9 protein-coding genes are annotated in these 17,942 nt (G+C 41.9%); 1 reads left to right on the top strand and 8 read right to left on the bottom strand.

Features of this window, described 5'->3' with window-relative positions:
- Positions 1 to 72: 72 nt before the first annotated feature.
- The 6 genes from hemE to ACT3SX_RS08810 form a co-directional block, all read right to left on the bottom strand.
- On the bottom strand, positions 73 to 1,209 hold the full coding sequence (hemE, locus tag ACT3SX_RS08835; protein ID WP_192518409.1) for a uroporphyrinogen decarboxylase: 1,137 nt from the start codon (positions 1,207 to 1,209) through the stop codon (positions 73 to 75).
- A 362-nt stretch (positions 1,210 to 1,571) separates the two neighbouring features.
- Entirely contained in the window at positions 1,572 to 2,744 is a 1,173-nt protein-coding gene (gene proB / locus ACT3SX_RS08830) for a glutamate 5-kinase (protein WP_192518408.1), read from the bottom strand.
- A 153-nt stretch (positions 2,745 to 2,897) separates the two neighbouring features.
- The gene (cgtA, locus tag ACT3SX_RS08825; protein ID WP_192519319.1) at positions 2,898 to 4,106 is read right to left on the bottom strand and encodes an Obg family GTPase CgtA; all 1,209 of its coding nucleotides are present in this window, start codon (positions 4,104 to 4,106) and stop codon (positions 2,898 to 2,900) included.
- Positions 4,107 to 4,382: 276 nt separating this feature from the next.
- Positions 4,383 to 5,825 (bottom strand): glyceraldehyde-3-phosphate dehydrogenase, encoded by a 1,443-nt coding sequence (locus ACT3SX_RS08820; protein WP_192519318.1) that lies wholly within the window; start codon positions 5,823 to 5,825, stop codon positions 4,383 to 4,385.
- A 325-nt stretch (positions 5,826 to 6,150) separates the two neighbouring features.
- Entirely contained in the window at positions 6,151 to 7,359 is a 1,209-nt protein-coding gene (locus ACT3SX_RS08815) for a lipocalin family protein (protein WP_442062566.1), read from the bottom strand.
- A gap of 333 nt (positions 7,360 to 7,692) precedes the next feature.
- A complete protein-coding gene (locus ACT3SX_RS08810) occupies positions 7,693 to 8,802 on the bottom strand; it encodes an NUDIX domain-containing protein (protein WP_442062569.1) in 1,110 nt (369 codons plus the stop codon).
- A gap of 291 nt (positions 8,803 to 9,093) precedes the next feature.
- Here ACT3SX_RS08810 and hemP point away from each other — a divergent pair, with 291 nt between their 5' ends.
- Complete coding sequence (gene hemP / locus ACT3SX_RS08805) at positions 9,094 to 9,252, top strand: hemin uptake protein HemP (RefSeq protein ID WP_227672156.1); 159 nt, start codon at positions 9,094 to 9,096, stop codon at positions 9,250 to 9,252.
- A 107-nt stretch (positions 9,253 to 9,359) separates the two neighbouring features.
- Here hemP and ACT3SX_RS08800 read toward each other — a convergent pair whose 3' ends face one another.
- Both ACT3SX_RS08800 and ACT3SX_RS08795 read right to left on the bottom strand, forming a co-directional pair.
- Entirely contained in the window at positions 9,360 to 14,354 is a 4,995-nt protein-coding gene (locus ACT3SX_RS08800) for a translocation/assembly module TamB domain-containing protein (protein WP_442069729.1), read from the bottom strand.
- 79 nt (positions 14,355 to 14,433) lie between these two features.
- The gene (locus ACT3SX_RS08795) at positions 14,434 to 17,697 is read right to left on the bottom strand and encodes an autotransporter assembly complex protein TamA (RefSeq protein WP_442063249.1); all 3,264 of its coding nucleotides are present in this window, start codon (positions 17,695 to 17,697) and stop codon (positions 14,434 to 14,436) included.
- Positions 17,698 to 17,942 lie beyond the last annotated feature (245 nt).

Here is a 17,942-nt window from a genome sequence, read left to right as displayed (position 1 = left end):
ACTTAATAAATAGTAGATAAGTTTAGAGTCTGCTTTAAATATTCAACACTCAAAATTAATAAACAATTACTTTTAAAGCTTATAATCATGTACCGCATCGATAAACACTTTTGCGTTATCAGGGTTGACCCACTGAGTGATGCCATGACCTAAGTTTGCTATATAACCTGTTTTTTCGCCACTAGCATAAGCACTATCAAGCATCGCATTAACTTCAGAACGAATAGTCTCAGGTGATCCATAAAGCGTCGCTGGATCTAAATTTCCTTGAACGGCTTTGCTACGTTGTGGTTGATTGTACTGTTTGGTTAGCTCACGCTGACTATCCGTCAAAACTTGTCTAGCACGATCAATCGGCATCGTCCAATCCAGACCCAAAACATCCGCTTCACTATCCGCTTGAATATCTAGCCACAATCCACCACCTTTAGTGAATAATACTACTGGTACTTGTGGGTGGCGTACCTTTAGCTCAGCGATAATACGTTTATTATAAGCGTGAGAAAACTCGATAAATTGACGATGGCCAAGCGCCCCACCCCAACTATCAAATATCTGTAATATTTGAGCACCAGCAACCACCTGCGCGTCTAAATAATCGATAACCGACGTTGCCAATTTATCCAATAATTGATGCAAAAACTGAGGATTGCTGTATAAAAAGCCTTTGGTATAGCGGTAATCTTTTGAGCCGCCACCTTCTACCATGTAAGTAGCCAGTGTCCAAGGACTACCAGAAAAACCAAATAGGGGCACTTGCCCATTCAAAGCCTTACGAATGCTCGTTACCGCACGCATAACATAGTCAAGAGAGTCATTGGGCTCTAACACTGGCAATCTATCAAGATCGGCTTGCTGACGGATAGGATGCTTGAACTTTGGACCTTCGCCAGCTTCAAAATATAGTCCCAATCCCATTGCATCAGGGATAGTCAAAATATCACTGAATAAGATAGCAGCGTCTAAATCATAACGACGTAATGGCTGTAAAGTCACTTCAGTAGCACGGTCAGTATCTCTGCATAGGCTCATGAAATCACCTGCATCGGCACGAGTCGCCTTATACTCTGGTAAATAACGGCCAGCTTGACGCATCATCCAAACGGGCGTGGTGTCGATCGTCTCAAATCGCAATGCTCGGAGCAATCTGTCATTTTTTAAGGGCGCAAAGTCTTGCTGAACTGAGTTACTGCTATCTGAAGCACTCATGTGCAAATCTCCAAAATATCACAGCTTTCATCATGATCAATGTAAGCTGTGATAAATACAATAAGTTGAATAAAAAGATATGAAATATTTACAATATATAAGTATGGATAGATAAGGATAACTATTATCCTATAGCCTGTATTTACCTTTATATGACTTGCATACTAGGGCGTGTCCTCATTTTAAAAATGGTGATAAAAATGAGATAAACTGCAGTCAAACAAGGAAAATAGCGCAGATAATATCGAGATATTAATCAGCTATTTGACGCCGTTTGGCAAGATTTAGCCATTTTTAACCCATTTAGATGATTATCGATTGAATTGAGGACACGCCCTAACGTTTGCCATACAATCCATAAACTATACTGTGAGTGCTAAATTATCACGGTGTACCATAACCACACGCTCTTCATTACTACCAAAAATCTTATCGAATTGCTCTGTACGCTCACGTGCTGCTCGATGCGCATCATCCGATGAAAAGTTTACTTGTCCAACGGCGATACGCTCGCCAGTATCCTGATGAATAATTTCAACCACATCACCTTCATCAAAACCACCACGCACTTCTACCACACCAACTGGCAATAGACTTTTATTAAGTTCAGTCAACGCCTTTGCTGCACCCGCATCGACCACTAAGCTGCCTGACATACGCAAGTGAGCTGCGAGCCATTGCTTACGAGCGATGATTTTATCTTCATCGTTGGTTGTCAATAGTGTACCAACCGCTTCACCTGACACCACACGAGTGATGACATCATCAATAGCACCGCTCACGATAACAGTTGGGCAACCACCCATTGCAGCCAAACGACCAGCACGTATTTTGGTCAACATACCACCACGTCCAAGTTTACCGCCATCCCCTGCTATATCAAACAAGTAATCAGCCATGGCACGCTCTTGGCGAATCATTTTAGCATTAGGGTTATCACGTGGATTATCAGTAAAAACACCTTTTTGATCCGTTAAGATAATGTACAAATCAGCATTAACCATTGCTGCTGCCATTGCCCCTAAAGTGTCGTTATCACCAAATTTAATTTCATCAATAGTAATGGTGTCATTTTCATTGATGACTGGTAGCACATGCCACTCTAGTAGTTGAGTCAACGCACCCGTAGTATTGAGATAACGGCTGCGGTTAGACAAATCATCATGAGTCAATAATAGTTGCGAGCTTTGGATACCATGCTGAATCAATGCTGACCACCAGGTTTCAATCAAACCCATTTGACCGATAGAAGCACAGGCCTGTAGTGCTGCTAATTTTTTAGGGCGTTCCTCAAGGTCCATACGTACCACACCTTCAGCAACTGCACCTGACGATACCAATAGTACTTCGATGCCTTGCTTATGTAGTTTAGCAATTTGCTTTGCCCACTCATATATGGCAGTTCGATCGAGCCCTCGACCGTTATTGGTTAATAACGATGAGCCAATCTTGACAATAACGCGCTGAATGTCAAAGTTGCGAGTTTGTTTAACAAATCGTGCTTCTTCGACCGTGTTTTCTATGTCATCTGCCATATAAACTCCTGTTTATTTTGTGAATTGATTAGGGATTGATTTAAAAAATTCAGATATATTCACGTAAACTCATTAGCTTACGTGTTGTAGTTTCTTAATAATTTTAACTGCTTGATCATATTAACTTACGTAGGTGAACTCAAAAAAATTTATTTAAGGAACATAAACTACTTCGACGCCATCATCATCATCGAAATCATCATCGTCGCTTAAGTCCACCCCTTCACGCGCTGCTTTACGAGCTGCACGATACGCTTCACGCTGTGCTTCAGTGTTGAGACGCACTTCTGCTTCTAAACGTTCAAAACGATCTTTTTGGGCTTCAGCGAAGATAGGGTCTTCTATTTCACGCTCGCGCTCAAGCTCAATCTCATTCATCAAGTGATATTTAACAGCGTCAACACCTTCACCAGTCAATGTAGCGGTACGGAAGACAATACCTGTCCAGCCAAGCTCTGCCACGATATGTGTGCAAAGTGCATTCAAGTCTTCTTCATTGACCTGATCTATTTTATTCAATACTAGAATTTGTGGTAAGTTTGCCAGCTCAGGTGAAAAACGCTCAAGTTCGTTTAAGATAACACGGGCGTTATCAACTGGGTCACTACCATCAACAGGATTGACATCAACTAGGTGTAACAGACGACGCGTACGCGCAACATGTTTTAGGAAGCGAATGCCAAGTCCGGCACCTTCTGACGCACCTTCAATCAAACCTGGGATATCGGCCATCACAAATGAGCGATGACGACCGATATCAACCACACCCAAGTTAGGTACAAGTGTGGTAAATGGATAGTCGGCCACTTTTGGTCTCGCCGCAGAAACTTGGCGAATAAAAGTGGATTTACCAGCATTAGGTAAGCCAATTAGACCAACGTCAGCTACTACTTTTAGCTCAAATTTAAGAACCTTTAACTCACCTTCAAAACCAGAGGTTGCTTTACGCGGTGCTTGGTTAGTAGAGCTTTTAAAATGAGTGTTACCTAAACCACCATCGCCACCTTTGGCAATCAGTAATGTCTGGCCGATTTCAAGCAAATCACCCAAGACTTCATCAGTCTCAGTATCAACCACAGTCGTACCGATAGGTACAGGTAGATAAAGGTCATCAGAGCCTTTGCCTGAACAGTTTCTACTGTGACCATTCTCAGCTCGCATAGCATCGTGACGACGAGTATAGCGATAGTCAACTAAGGTATTGGTGTTATCCTCTGCAATGACATAAACATCTCCGCCCTTGCCACCATCACCACCATCGGGGCCACCACGTGGGACATATTTTTCTCGGCGAAAACTGGCGATTCCGTTACCACCGTCACCTGCTTTTACCGTTACGACGGCTTCATCAATAAATCGCATTTTACGTTCCTTAATTTACAATCCAGTCAATATACTGGTTACAACCAACGGCTGTATTTTAGGTGTTTACTATATTGTCATGCCACAATGATTGCAGCAAGTATTTTGCTGTTGGCATTATAACAATAAAACCCGATAACCAATCAGACTATCGGGTGTTTGGGATACATCATTTAAAATTATGCCCAAATCTCTAGCTATAATACCAATTAGAGAGTTAGGTTTAATGATAATGGCAGTATCTTATGATTTTTAATGCTACGTAGGGTTACCGTCTTATGCAGGAATCTGAGCGTAGCTGATGCCGGCCATTTGTGTCGCCAAACGCAATACCTGAGTACTATAACCTACTTCGTTGTCATACCAAACATATACGATGGCTTGATTACCAGTCAAAATAGTCGCTTGAGCATCGATGATACCGACATGAGTCGTACCAACAAAATCCGTTGATACTGCTTCTGTAGAATCTGTATAAGCAATCTGCGACTGCCAAGTACTACTGTTGGCAATTTTGCGCAAGAATTCATTTAAGGCATCAGCACTTTCTGGTGCAGTCTTCAGATTCAAATTCAAAATCGCTAAGCTGACATTTGGCGTTGGTACGCGGATGGCATTACCTGTCAGTTTACCACTTAATTCTGGTAGTGCTTTGCCTACTGCTTTTGCGGCACCAGTACTAGTGATAACCATATTCATCACAGCACTACGACCACGGCGATCTGACTTGTGATAATTATCAACCAAGTTTTGATCATTGGTAAATGAATGAATGGTCTCTACGTGACCGTTTTCGATACCGTATTCATCATTTAGTACGTTTAGCGTTGGTGTGATAGCGTTGGTCGTACAGCTGGCAGCACTGACAATCGTATCATCACCAACAGTGTCATTATTCACACCATACACAACGTTTTTGATATCGCCACCAGCTGGTGCTGTTAGCAGTACTTTCTTCACACCTGTTGATTGTAAGTGCTTACCAAGACCTGCTTCGTCCTTCCAGATACCCGTGTTATCAATGACTAGCGCATCGTCGATACCATAAGCAGTATAATCGATAGTACTCGGATCGTTAGCATAGATAACTTGGACAAAACGGCCGTTAATAATCATGCCGTTATTGTCATCATCAATGCTGATACCACCCAAAAATCTACCGTGGATTGAATCACGCTCAAGCAATGAAATACGCTTGGCCAGATCGCCAGCTGCTGCTGGACGTACGACGATAGCTTTTAATTGCAAACCTTTTGCGCTTGATGCTTGTGACAGTAATAAGCGCGTTAAGATACGACCAATACGACCGAAACCATACAATACAACATCTGTTGCACCATTGACAGCACCAGCACTATTGATAGATTGTAATGCAGCTTGTACGTCAGTGTCGTTAGCAATCAGTTGACCAACATCGATGCGAGTAGCTTGGATGTCCTTGCTCTCTGCAATAACCTTTACCATGGCTAGCGTATCAGCGATATCGATAGGTTTTGCATTATTATCGCGTAGTGCTACTTTTTGGTGTAGCGCTAATATCTGACCAACCGAGGTAGAGTCTAGCGTTTCGCCGAACAAGGTCACTTGTACGTCTTGATTATTATAAAGCTTATTCAATAACCCCATAAGCTCAATTGCTTGTTGTTCTTGATTATTATAGTTGCTTAAGTGGTCTTGATGTAATTGGCGTAAGGTATCAGCGTTGCTCACGAGAAACATCCTTATGGTCAGTAATGTATGATCAGTAAAGTACAAAGAAATATGAATTATATGTTATCTAAGCAATCACCCTAATGTGGCCAGCAAACATTATTAGTCTACGTCATCGGCTACCGAGTAATTAGAACGCCTAGATTTTAGCCTAAAATGCCCAATTTTGCCAGTGATAACCGATTCACCATTGTCTATAAAACATTTTATTAAATGATGCTGGTTATCATAAAAATAAAGGCAACGTATTATGCTACCTTTATTTTTGTTAATGCAAAGGTTGTTCGATCATAATGGTCCAAGAAATCAGATTAATCTAAGAAACCACATTAATCTAAGGAACCAGATTAATAGTTTGGTTGGTTTGCGGCGTTAGCTTAAATTCTTTTAAGTCATAACCTTGTTGTTGAGCAATCTGGCGATACTTAGAATAGGTTTCTTGACTGATATTTGGTGAGCGGGCCAATAACCACAAATAGTCTTTATCAGGTGTACCAACCAGTGCTGTTTTGTAATCAGCATCACGTGCTAATACCCAGTAATCAGCTCGGCCAACTGGCAACCAACGAATCCACGATGGCAAGAACGTCACTTTCAACTTACTGCCTGTATCATCATCTGGTTTGGCAAGACCTTCAGCAACAATTTCAGCACCGTCTTCACCTACGCACTTATTGGTGACAGTAATACCTGAGCTATCCGTTTTCTCAGCATAATTGGCTGTGACGTCACTGGCACAATTGCGTTGAAAATACATTGGCAAACGCCCAATCTCATACCAGGTACCAGCATATTGTTTGAGATCAACGCTATCTACTGTGGTTGGTGTATTGGCAGACTTATGAATGATTGCACTTGGCTCGATTGCTAACGTTTCTGTCGTCGTGTTGCTGGACATTGCATCAGAGCTTATGTCCGGCGTGGCGGCATACGCTGAAAACGCTGCTAATGGTATGATAATCGCTAACGCGATACCTGTGTGCTTAATAAGTCCATTCATAAAGATACGCTCCGGTATGTCTTTATATGATGAGTGAGTAGCACCCAATGAGAAATCGTTTTTTTGTCCAAAACCTTTGTGTCCAAGGTCATCTCTTGAATGACTCGTTTGATGCGCTAAAGACGCTGACTTCAGCACTGCTTCTTTGATTAGAGCTTTTGACTGCTTAACGCTATCAATCGTATACACGTCTGTATTATCGTCATTAATACTATTAAGATTTTTGACATCGCTACGCGTTGAAGCCTTGCGCTCGATATCGTCACGATCTGTCCTATCGAGTTTTTTTACCTTTAATAGGCTGTTGTCGGCACTCTTATATCCAAAATATTTGGCTTGTGAAGACGTATCTCTCACCAAACGTTTCAAGTAATTATCATTCAAAATGTCATGTTTGTAACTGTCATCGTTACTCGCATAATCCGTCTGCCGTGCATTATCATTATTCAGATAATCGCCGCCCGACTGACTAACCTGCTGGAGTTGAGAACCGGATTCCTGCATATCAGACCGTACTGACTGAGGTAACTTATTGGTTTTCATAGCTATACCATATTTGTAGTGGCTGTTTATAAGGATGTTCAGAGAAGTTGTGATAAGCCATACACTTATCAAAAATCACTTATACCATCCACGCAAATCAGAATAGCAAGGAACACATCTGCAAGTACTAGAACTAAGCAATTCTAATGTAGCCAATTATAATTTGGGGGTGCGGTATTAAGAACTCTGTAATCAGGTCAACTATATTAATAGCGACGCCACGACTAAAACAGTGTCACAATGTAGGAAAACGCAACGGTTTGTAAGTAATTATGAATTTATGCTGTAGAACAAACACATAGTTACTTATATGGTTATTTATATAGTTACTGATTAAGGCTTGTTAAAAAACTGACGAATACCTGCAACACTGATACCACCATGGACCAATGCTTGATCGATCATCTCAGGAGATAAACCGCCCAAACCAATCACCGGCATATCCGCCAGCTGTGCCAATTCTGACCATGATTCCCAGCCTAGTGGCATCGTATCTGGATGCGTTTGGGTGGTTAATACTGGCGATATAAAAATCGCAATAACGGGTGGCAACTGTTGCTGTATTCGATGATCAGCAAGCTCATTAGCCGCATGAATACTGGCGCTATCATGACAGCTGACGACTAGTGGCAGATTGCTTAATAGACTACGGTCAGGCAGCGCTCTAGTATTATCAGACCATTGCATCAATGCCGTGTGAGTTAAATGATAAGCAACGTTTTGACTAGTGTTGCTTTTAGACGAAGGCGACTGTTCAGTGTGTAACGTATGGCTATTATAGTAGGGAACAATGGCTTGAATGTCTGGTCGCTTATCCATCAATTGCGCGGCTATGTTTTCTAAGCCATCTGCCTTTATTCGAATATAAACCCAAGACTTTGGCATTAAGTGTTCTTGATGATATTGCAACCATGCTGCCACTGGATCTACACACTCGCTAAATTGTACCAATGGATAAGTGATCGCTATGTTCTCTGGCACTTTTAACCACTCTAGAATGGTTTTATTGGCAGCGGGTAATTGGTACTCGCCTGCCAATAAACTAGATTTATTGACCCACGTTAGCGCCTGCCCTTCTAACCCATAGTCACAATGCTGATACTGCTCATATTGCTGTACGGTTAGCTCAATCTTGTAAACCTGTAGACTCACTTGCTTATCAGCATAATCATGATGCAAACGGCCAAGCTTGACGATAGTATTGCCATGAATAGCGATACCTGTTTCTTCGGCAACTTCTCGAATCAATGCCTGTTCGGCATTTTCATGAGTCTCGATTTTACCGCCTACAAACTCATAGCGATTGCCTTGATGCTGCTCAGCACTTCTAAACCCAAGTAAGTATTCATCTTTATAATAAATCACAGCAACCGCCACGTTTACGGCGCTTGTTTTTTTATTTGGAAATAGGCTGGCTGCTTGATTATTTACCTTTGTTGCCATAAGGCTATCCTTTATTACTGTCTTTATTTGAAAACTAACTACATTAAAATGCCGAATGAGTAAAAATAAACATAAGTAATTGATTATAAATAATTTATTTTTTAATTTTTTAATTTATCGACGTTTTATAACGGTTTCTTTAGATAAGTTTACATAATAACTGCATTTTATTTTATCAATTAGCTTGCAAAATCTTTCAATCTAAATGATAATTATTATCGTTAAGAACAACTGATTATTTATTGTTCTCATTACTCAGCCAATTTTTATCAAAAGGAATTTATTATGAGCATGGTTATCTCTCGTTATTTGAACTGCCGCGAAAACCGTCTACCTACTCTACAATCACAGCATCTGTTTGCTCTAACCAAAGAGGTACGTATTGAGCATGAAGGTGAAGAATATCGTCTACGCCTAACTCGTAATAATCGCTTGATCCTCACCAAATAAACCTGTGTTCACAGAACACAAGCCTACCTATAAAAAAACGCCTTCATTAAAAGGCGTTTTTTATTGGCTGAAAGCTAGGGCGTGACCTCAGTATTCGCATATATCATTTAGAACCGCCAGCTATAAACTACATCAATCGCGTTTTCTGTGGCTGAGCTTGCTTCGACATAGATACGGCGTGTCAGCTGATAGCGAGCCGATAGCGTACTCTCTGCATTAAACACACCTACTCCATAGCGGATATATAAGTCAGGGGTCACATAACCCGTGACATTGACATTGGTATCCTCGCTACTGCCTGATGCATCTACCGTAAGACCTTGCAAACCAAATGCTTGACCTATCTGATTGGTTAAGCTACGCGTGCCACTAAGCCCGAAACTGAGTCCAGCTGCTGCTAAATTATTGGTAACTTCTGATTTAAACCCTTGCTCACTAATTTGCGTCGCACCTGTACTAGTGAGACGACCTGTGACCAATGCATTCATTGCTTGCTGCTGAGTCAGCCCTGCATTATTAAAGACGATGATATTTGGTGTTTCGGCATCCCCTTTGACCCGTAGACCTACCGTTTTACTCTCAATGGTTTTCACGGCTTCAATACTTAAGCTCGGGTTCATAACATCGCCATCGAAACGCACTTGACCATAATTAAGCTCTAAACTTTGACCAAAGGCATTGATATCGGTTCGGCGTGACACCTGCACCACACCCTTGGCACGCATGACTCCTGTATCATTTTGAGTGATATTGATCGCGCCAGCCAAAGGAATAACCGCACCAAATCCACGGAAGTTGATATCCTCACCCAAATCAATACCAACATTGGCATTGATAGACCAAGGTTTTGAAATAGCCAATACTTCATCAACATTACCAATCAGACGACGATCGAGCACAACAGCATCTTCGGTTTGAGTAACAATGTCTTCACTGGCTGCTGGTGGACGAATGGTTGCTGACGGTACACTAATCGCACCTTTAATATCGACATAACTGTCCTCTGGGCGCACGATAATATCAATATCAGGATTAATTTCAGCCACTAATAAAGGTGGCTGCGTAATCACTAAACCCTCACCAACAATGCTCAGCTTGGCTTGTAGTTTTTGTTGCCAATCAATCGTTCCGGTCAAAGTTCCTGTACCTGTACCACTGTTAAACGTACCATCTAAGGTCGCTTGTGTACCACGAATTTTGGCATTAGTATTTACATTGGTTAAATTAATTGGCAAATCCAACATTGCAATGCGACCATTCTCTAGTTTTACGTCACCATAGAACTGCGGCTTATCTAAAGTACCACCCAATCCACCTGCCATTGTGACATTTCCTTGTAGGGCTCGCATACCTGGAAAGAAAGGCTTAAGTATCGCTAGGTTAAGCTCGTTAAGCACTAAGGCACCAGAGATTGGTTTCGTTGCTTTATAAGGGTCGACAATGACCTCGGCATAGCCACGAGCACCATGACCTGTATTGATATCTGTGCGCAGCTTAATGCCTTCTGGAACTGATAAAGCAATGAGAGAGACTCGCTTATAAGGCAGGGTGACAGAAGTACTACTACCATCCTGCACCAAGCCAATTTTGCCATTATCCGAGTATAAAGTGGTATTGATGGTTGGTGGACGTCCATTTTGCCAGCCAACAATGGCCTTACCATTAATCTTGGCCGACCAATCAATATCTTCGGGTAAGAATACTGACAATAATGACGTATCTAAATTCTGTAGGGCAACATCAACCTCGCCTGTATCCGCTGATGCGATTAGGTTTTTGCGTAAACACAGCTTGCCCGTTTGGTCAGCAGCTTGCCAACAATGCGCAGCCATCTGTATCTTAAAATCATTACTGTTGCCATTCTGCTCATAAGGTAAATTAACAATCAGTTGTGCTGGTTGCAGCTGGTTTAAAGTCGCATACTGAGACTGAAGACGGCCTTCACCAATAACGCCAGACCAACTCATTTTATCTCGATTAAAGCCACCTTTAACCCTTGCACCAATAGTAAGCTGTTCATTAGCAATATCAAGATCGACCACATGTGCTTTTTCAGTACCGTTAAATGAGGCCTTAACACTTTCAAAACTTTGCCCAGAAGCATCTAAGCCTTCAGCAGTTATGATAAGCTGACTTGGACTATTTGCTAAATTGACCAGCTTTCCGCGAACACGACCTTCGCGTAAAACAAAACCAGGTAGCGCAATACGCTCACCCACCAAGTCAATATAAATGGTTGGTAGTGCTTGACCTGCTGGCTGTGATAATGTCGCACCACCTGTTACTTTACCAGCCAACTGATCTGAGAGCTGGTCCAAACTGGTGATGTTTATTTTAGTTTGCAACTGCTTAGCATCACCATTAGCAGTGACGTAATTGTCACCCCAACGTAATACGAGGTTATCCGCATTTAAACTATCAATCAACGCATTTACTTTCTGATATTGCGCCTGAGCATTTTGTGCTTGCAGATTTTTAAAATAACTGGCTAAATCTGTTGGTAGGCGCATTTTTGCAGCCAAGCTGCCTTTAGCGCTCAAGGTTTGACCTTTTAACGTACCACTTAAATCAACTTGTTTAATATTAATAGTTTGCTGCGTGTCACTCCAACGCCCATCTGTATCTATACTACCCGTGATAACGCTTGGTGTGTCTTTTAGGAAATAACCCACATTGAAACGGTCCATCACTGCATTGATATCCCACGCAATGCCTTGACGTACATCAACGGTGCCTTTGGCGTCAATACTACCTGCTGCACCCACATGACGGAATTGCTTGATACGAATTAGCTGATCATCACCACTGGCATCAATCGTCAACTTACCTGCTGGCAGTTGCTCAGCATCTAGCACGCCATCAAAATCTACCGCAAAACGTTGTAGCTTACCTGCTGCATTTGCATTGTTAGAAGAGGCAGCTTGCCATTCACCACTGGTTTTTAGATCACCTGTCAAAATCGCTGGATTGTTGGGTAAAAAATAACCCAAGTTGAATTCATTAAAGCGACCCTCTATTGTCCAGCCCATATTTTTACGTAAATCAATAACACCTTTTGCTTTTACCGCACCAGCCTCGCCGTTATAATTTAGTTTACGGATGCTAATCAGATTTGGTGTTCCAGCAGCATCAATAGACAGTTGACCATTTGGTACATCTGCTGTATCCACCTTCCCATCAAAACGCGTATCAAATACAGACAACTCGCCATCGATGATGTCAATACTAGCATCACCACCACCGGTTATACCGATAGTACGGCTATCTTGCGTGGCGTCAAGTTGTGTCTGCAAATCAGTATTATTTAAGGTAATAATATGGCGCTGACCGCCAACACCATTTTTGGTGATATTTAATAAACGCCCACGTGCACTTATACTACCGGTTAGACGCTCAAGCGGTAAGTCACTACTATATTTTTTCGGTAATAATTCTTTGGTACTGGCATCAACCTGCCATGTCAATGGACCATTTGCGTTCTCTAGCTTAATCTGTCCTGTGCCAGATAGATCGCCCACAATGCCATCATAGTTAAGGCGGTTGATATTAATAATATCACCTGATTTTCGCACACGCACATCATAACGGCCTTTGGGTGCGACACTGAGCTCATTAACCACTGTATTAGCATTCACTACTAGCTGTGAGTCACGAATAATGACATCTGCCTGTCCATTCGGACTATCAATATTACCGATATTAGGCACATCACGGCGAACCAGATTTTGCCATTTCGCATTGATATACCAAGGGGCCGACTGTGTGGATTTCGCTGACACCTTACCACTGGCTATCTTCGCATTGACATGCTCACCATCACGTTGGAGTAAGTCTGCATCAATTTGTGTATTGCCAGCATTGTTCTGCTGCTGATAATGTAACGACAGCCTACCATTAAGCGTTTGTGGTGCGTATGCTTTAAAGTCAGCATAATCATCAGGAATGGCACGGCGAATATCAAAATTACTACCCGTCGCTCGTATTGTAGCATCGAAGCTATTTTTCCAATCTAAAATACCCTGCAATACCAGGCGTCCAGCAGGTACATCAGCATCCAAACGATCAATGCGTAACTGACTATCAGCGATGACCGCACGGCCTTGGTAATGACCTGAAGGAATATCTTTAGCCGTCAAATCGGTATTGATGCGCAGACGTATCTCAGAGATCACACCTTCTGCGGTAGCTGTCCCACTTGTTAAGCGAATATCTTGCTCTTCAGCATAAGGAATTAAGATGTCGTCCCATTGTAGTTTTGCCCGAAAAGGCGAATCACTATCCAACCCCTGCACGATAAAATCACCACTAACATCGCTGTCATTGTAGCGACTACGTATTTTACCTACCGTACGTTTCAACGTACCTGTTGCAGTAATATTTAGTGGGTCAATATAGGCTTGTTCTAGTGCACTCACTTCTGCAATAGCACTTAAATCTAGTGGATAATCACCTTGTAGATCAATCTCACCTTGTAAGGCGCTAATATTGACAATATCAGCATACTGTAAATCACCGCGAGCAATTTCCACCATGCTACCGACCCATGTCAAATCACGAGCAACGATATTGTGAATAACAATAGGATCTTGTGTGACTTGTTTATAAGTAATGTTTTTTATGTTAGCGCGGTCAAAGCGTAAATTAACAGGTAATTGCAAGGTTTTATAATCAAATGGCTCACCCGTTGGTGGCTCATTATTGATAATTTCAATGGTTTGTATGTCTGCATCACGCAAATGTACTTCTTTAGCAAATACAGCACGCCAACCTATTTTTACATAGGCTTTATCCACCAATATCTGAAGATCATCAGTCGCTTTGATATCAATATCCGTAACCCAAAGACCTTCACGTAAATTACCTTGCCCATATTCAAAATCGATACCTGTCTCGGTACTGATTTTTTCTAGTATAAATTTAGTGCCCGAATCTGTACCAGCTGCATAAAAAAACACCGCAAACATAATCAAAAGTACAATTAAAATAAGTACCAGCAGCTTGAGTAGGAATGACAGCGGATACCAACGTCTGACAGCACGAGCGTCTCGCTGTGCTGGATCTTCTTCTGGTAACTTGCTAGGCGGGGTATTTTTTGTCAGCATGACACTCAACTACGTTAAAGAATGATTACCAGCAATCGGCACGATGAATAATAAACAACACATAAAATCAATCAAATGACTATAAAGGTGAGCCAATAAAGAAATGCAGCCTGATTGGAATACTCTCCTCTGTCACGCCAGCCGCGACATCGACTCGTACCACGCCCACAGGTGATGCCCAGCGAATACCAACACCAACACCAACCTTTGTCTCAGTGTCAAAATTTTCGTCATAAGCGTTACCCACATCAGTGAAAAACGCCCCGCGAATGCCTGGTTTAAACTCATAGTTATACTCAGCACTACCGACTGCGAGGACTTGTCCACCCGTTAGATAGCCGTTTTCTAATGGTGATAAGCTTTCATAATCATAACCACGAATACTCTGATCACCACCTGCAAAGAAACGTAATTTATAAGGCACTTCGTAAAAATCATCTGCCCAAATATAACCCGTATTTAAACTGCCCAATACCTGATGTTTGTCATCGTCACCGAAGCTATAGATACCGCTGACACTCGCACGAGCGATTGCCATATTGGTGTCACTAGCAACTGACTCACTGCCTGCTTCGATAGAGTAAGACTGACGTATGCCCTGAGTTGGGTTGGTATTATTATCCACATCAGTTTTACTAACACCATAACCAAACAACAGCGCTTGTTGGGTTGGATTAGAGGAGGTAAAACGTATAGGCAGATCTTCCAACTCGGTATCATCGACACCAGTTTCTAACTCATCTAAACGGTAACGCATAGAATAACTGCGATTCCAACCGCTATCACGACGAATATTACGTGCCAATCCTGTTTTTAATGTTCTGGTAGATAGGTCAAAATTACCCTCACCTTGATCGATCACCTCCTCTTCATAGGTGAGTGTTGCATCCAACTTATCATTGAGCGGATGTTTCCAAGGTCGACTGACATAGACACCTACATTTTTGGTAATACTCGACACTTCTGTTTCCGCACCAGCTTGATAGCCTTGACGATTAATAAGGTTATAGTCTATTTTACCAGTTGCGCGCACACCTGTATCTGTTCCATAACCGAGACCAACTTGAGCATCACGAGGTTGGTTAGACCCAACAAAAACATATAATGGTACTTTTTTACTCATAGCAACATCTTCGGGTGTCTTACGTCCTGCCAACGTTGGTGGGACAAAGTTTTCATCAGCAATAGCGCCTACTTCATCAGGCAATATTTTTTGCGCAACATTACTGATTGAATCGCTGATTTTACCTAACAAGTTGTCTGCCTCTTGAGGTTTTTCATCTAATACCCGATCATTCGGCAAACTGCTTAAACGGTCTGCCTTTTGTTCAATAGCTTGCAACTTATCAAGGGTCGCTTCATCAGCCTCAAACTCAATAGCGGCCATATCAGCTGCATCGACGACATTACTGCTATCATCAGTCACCGTGTCTTCATTATTTACACTGTCGCTCTCAGTACTAACACCTTCATCAATATCGCTCTCATTAGATACCACTAAATCGTCACTACTATTATCAGTCACATCCGAAAGACTGTCGTCAATAACAACGTCATCATTACTATCAACTGCTTCATTATCGAAAGCCAAAGTACTGGCTTCACTACTGTCCGTTGGAGGCAATATTGATTCAACATTAACCGTGTTAAAATAACGAGTCGATGATAAGTCATTGGTAAATTTAGTCACATCAGGTGCATAAAAGGGCTCACCGGGTTTAAAGTCGAGTAATTGCTGCAATAGTGACAGCTCGACAGGTAGTTTATCAGGGTCTTGAGTCAACGTATTGGTTTCTCTATCATAAGTAAAAAACACAACTTCATCAAACTCGTAGCGATCGCCTGTGTCATAAACTAGAGAAACGTCTGCGGTGTTGTCCGGCAGAATGATATCAACAGATTTGTTTAGCCAATACTGGTCAAAATAACCATACGTGTTGCTTAGCGACTCAAGTGCGGCTTTACTTTCTTTATAAACACGATGATTAAAGATATCATTTTCTTGTGGTGGTAACTCCTGTTCCAAAGCAATAAATTCTTCTTGCTCACTACCTTCTCCACGAACCTCAACAATACGGCTATCAACACGCACAGGCTCACCTAGCTTTTCAATCACAACATCCAAAGTATCTTGACTAGGCTGACGTAAACTCAAAGTAACGTCATAATAACCCACTGCTTTTGCAGCATCTAATGCCGTTTGACGTAAGCCTGGTGCAGCGGCAGTGAAATCAATAACAGATTGGACTGTAGTGTCGTCAAGTGCTGCCTTGATATTTTTCATGGGCTGGATATCATCATCCGCCTTAGTTTCTACTGGTTCACTATTGTCTGAGTCTTCAGATGCGATTTCTTGTAGATAAATAGTTGTTTCAACATTAGGTAAAGTGATGGCACCGTCATTAAAAAAACGATTATAAAGACGTTTGACGATACTGCCTTTGTTTCGCTCCCGCGGCCTAGGACTACTAGTTTGTTCTATACTGCCATTGTCTACCTGAGTATCCGTTTGATAATCTGGCAAATAGTCATTTGGATCGATAATGTTTGATGTTGGCTCATCTCCATCAGTCACATCGCTGGCACTGGCTACCATCTCGTTATTGGTATTGCCCTCTGCCTCCACACTTTCATCACTGACAGCGTCGTTGGTAGATTCGCTGACATTTATCGAACTCGTTACCACCTCAGTCGTTTCATCGGTTGATTCAGTGGTTGATTCAGCAATTGTCTCGTTTTTACCCAATGTATCAAGGTTATTAGGTTCTGGCAGACTGGTGGCATCCAAATCCACATCTAGACCAATAGGTGATGTCGTGTCATTCAGCGTCGCAATTGGTGCCGTAAAATCGCTATCATTATTACTAACATTGGTATTACTTACAATGTCAATATCTTGAGTATTCTGCATATTGAGCACAGCCAACTCACGATTGATCTGTTCAGGTGTCATCATCTGATAACCCTGATCCTGTATCGCCGTTGCTTGTTGCAATAAGTCTTCATTGACATTGTTAGAAAGATTGGTCGATAGTTCATCTAAAACAGCAGTCTCTTGACTCGTCGCTATTTGGCTATCAGGCTGAACCATCATGGTTGCATTATTGGCGGAATCAGCTAATGCTGTAGGAGCAACACCAAAGCCAACCAAGCTGGTCGCTACAGCAGAAAAAAGTGCTGAACGTGTAAAATTAATGCGTGGGGCATCGCAACGAGAAGCAGTCATCGTGATACGAGAGTTGGGTTGAATACATTGAGCACTGATATCGTTTGATGTACTGTTATTAGTAGCACATTTATTGACCGATGCAGTACGCGCTAGAGTTGAAGGCTGGTATGTCATTTTTATTTCCTATCACCTCACGCGGTACACTGTGATTAACGATTGCTATCATTAAACCTTACCGGTGAATAAACTTGTTAACAGTGCGCTTAAATTATGTTTTACTACCTAGCTTTTGATAATGACAGCCTCTAGTCAATAGTGCAAACTTTCGTATGGTGTGCCATCATCATATCGACATATATAGACCGTAGTAACAGCATGGCTTTATCAGCTCTGACGCCATATATATAACCATATAAAAT

Source organism: Psychrobacter sp. AOP31-B2-9 (genome assembly GCF_052378005.1).
Lineage (GTDB): Bacteria > Pseudomonadota > Gammaproteobacteria > Pseudomonadales > Moraxellaceae > Psychrobacter.
This window is presented reverse-complemented; position numbering and strand designations above follow the sequence as displayed.

Excerpts from the sequence above, each read along its gene's own strand:
- hemE (WP_192518409.1), bottom strand. The coding sequence starts at position 1,209 with ATGAGTGCTTCAGATAGCAGTAACTCAGTTCAGCAAGACTTTGCGCCC.
- proB (WP_192518408.1), bottom strand. The coding sequence starts at position 2,744 with ATGGCAGATGACATAGAAAACACGGTCGAAGAAGCACGATTTGTTAAA.
- cgtA (WP_192519319.1), bottom strand. The coding sequence starts at position 4,106 with ATGCGATTTATTGATGAAGCCGTCGTAACGGTAAAAGCAGGTGACGGT.
- ACT3SX_RS08820 (WP_192519318.1), bottom strand. The coding sequence starts at position 5,825 with ATGTTTCTCGTGAGCAACGCTGATACCTTACGCCAATTACATCAAGAC.
- ACT3SX_RS08815 (WP_442062566.1), bottom strand. The coding sequence starts at position 7,359 with ATGAAAACCAATAAGTTACCTCAGTCAGTACGGTCTGATATGCAGGAA.
- ACT3SX_RS08810 (WP_442062569.1), bottom strand. The coding sequence starts at position 8,802 with ATGGCAACAAAGGTAAATAATCAAGCAGCCAGCCTATTTCCAAATAAA.
- hemP (WP_227672156.1), top strand. The coding sequence starts at position 9,094 with ATGGTTATCTCTCGTTATTTGAACTGCCGCGAAAACCGTCTACCTACT.
- ACT3SX_RS08800 (WP_442069729.1), bottom strand. The coding sequence starts at position 14,354 with ATGCTGACAAAAAATACCCCGCCTAGCAAGTTACCAGAAGAAGATCCA.
- ACT3SX_RS08795 (WP_442063249.1), bottom strand. The coding sequence starts at position 17,697 with ATGACATACCAGCCTTCAACTCTAGCGCGTACTGCATCGGTCAATAAA.